This window comes from Rhizobacter sp. P2_H2 (genome assembly GCF_056403375.1).
Map to the genome: position 1 here is coordinate 1 of NZ_JBFUFP010001041.1, position 1,895 is coordinate 1,895.

Annotated in this window: 2 protein-coding genes; one reads left to right on the top strand and one right to left on the bottom strand. The window is 71.9% G+C overall.

The features are described from left to right. Nucleotides 1-1,210: DEAD/DEAH box helicase (locus AC1D15_RS29785; protein ID WP_477828862.1), on the top strand; the 1,210-nt coding region annotated here is incomplete at its 5' end. Between the two features lie 9 nt (nucleotides 1,211-1,219). On the opposite strand, the gene AC1D15_RS29790 is transcribed toward AC1D15_RS29785, so the two are convergent. After that, on the bottom strand, nucleotides 1,220-1,858 hold the full coding sequence (locus AC1D15_RS29790) for a TetR/AcrR family transcriptional regulator (protein WP_477828863.1): 639 nt from the start codon (nucleotides 1,856-1,858) through the stop codon (nucleotides 1,220-1,222). Nucleotides 1,859-1,895 lie beyond the last annotated feature (37 nt).

The window sequence follows — 1,895 nt, forward strand, 5'->3', positions numbered from 1 at the left end:
CGCCGAGGCTGCCCGCCCGTCATCGCGCGATGGTGCTGCGCTGAAGGCCTGGGCCGACCGCGTGGCCGCGCTGCGCGACGAGCTGCGCCGGGCCTCGCTGCAGGTGCTGCAGCGCTGCCGGCTCGCGACGATGACGACCACGCGCGCCGCGTTCACGCTGAAGACGCTGCGCGAGCTGGCGCCCGACGACGCACCGCCGTTCGACCTGCTGGTGTTCGACGAGGCCAGCCAGGTGAGCCTGGCGCACGCGCTGGCGCTGATGCCGCTGGGCCGCGCGCGGCTGTTCGCCGGCGATCCGCAGCAGCTGTCGCCGGTGCTGCGCAGCACCGACCGCGGCGCGCGGCGCTGGCTGGGCCGCTCGGCCTTTGCCGAGATGCCGCGCGCGGGCCCGTCGGTGGTGCTGCTCGACGAGCAGTCGCGCATGKCCGGGCCGATCAGCGAACTGGTCAGCGATCTCTTCTACGACGGGTCGCTGCGCGTGGCGGCCGACACGCAGGCCGCGCCCGGCTGGCTGGCGGCGCGCCGGCGGGCGCTGGGTGCGATCGATGCCGACACGCATGTGCACGTGCACCGTCTGAAGACCGATGGCGCCTGGTCAGCCGCGGAGCGCGGGCCGATCCGGCGCGAATCGGCCGACGCGATCGCCGAGGCGGTGGCCGGCGCGCTGGCGAGCGGTGCGTGGCAGCCGCACGAACTGATCGTGCTGACGCCGTTCCGCGCGCAGCGCGCGCTGATCCGCCAGCGGCTGCGCGCGCGCGGCGTGCCCGAGGCGGTGAAGGTCAGCACCGTGCACCGCGCGCAGGGCAGCGAGGCACCGGTGGTGCTGTTCGACCCGGCCGATGGTGCCCAGCCCTTCCTGCAGACCGAGGAGGCGCAGCGTCTCGTCAATGTGGCGCTCAGCCGCGCGCAGGCCAAGGTGCTGGTCTACCTGTCGCCGGCCGATGCCGCCAACCCGCTGCTTGCGCCGATCGTGCAGCGGATGCGGCTGGCCGGCGATGCGCGCGCGGCGGTGCCGTTGATCGAGCTGGCGCGGCAGCCGGGCTTCCCGGCCAATGCGCTCGGGCGGCGCGTCGTCGCGGGGCGCCACACCGGCGAGGTCGGCGGGCTCAGTGCCGACGGGCGGCAGTTCTGGATGGTCAACGAGCGGACCGGCGCGAGGCAGTTGTTCGATGCCGATTTCTGGCGCGCACGGGCGCAAGGGTCGATGTGAAGAGACGGCTCACGCGCAAGGCGTGCCGGCCATCGCGGCCCGGAGACCGAGGCTGCCCTTGTCGACGATCGCGAGGAAGGCGGCCTTCGCTTCCATCGCATCGCCGTGCTGCCGAAAGCTGCGGTGGGCCTGGATGAGGGCCACGGTCCAGGTCGCGAGCAGCAGGTCGGCCGCCAGGTGGGCATCCGGATCGTCGGGCTCACAGCCTGCGCATTCGATCAACGCCACCCGCACGACCTCTGCGATCTCGTCGCGCAACGCCCTCGCCCGTGCCTTCAGCGTTTCGCTGCCCTCGATCGTCTCGATGAAGCCCTGGCTGGCAGCGGAGAACTCGAGGTAGGGGCTGCGTGCCTCGACCAGCCGATGCGCGAGCAGGCGCAAGGCCTCGATCGGCGCGATGCCGGGGTCGCGCTGCCGCAAGGCGTCGCGCAGGGCCTCGCGGATCTCCTCGTCGCGGTCGAAGAACATGTCCTCCTTGCGCGGAAAGTGATTGAAGACCGTCATCCGGCCGACGTCGGCGGCGGCGGCGATCTCGTCCACCGTCACGCGATCGAAGCCCCGTTCGAGGAACAGGCGCGTGGCGGCGTTGGAGATCTCCTGTCGCGTGGCGAGTCGCTTGCGGGAGCGTCGATCGGGTGGGATTGACATGGTCTCATTGTACTCAGTACATTTACTATACTGAGTA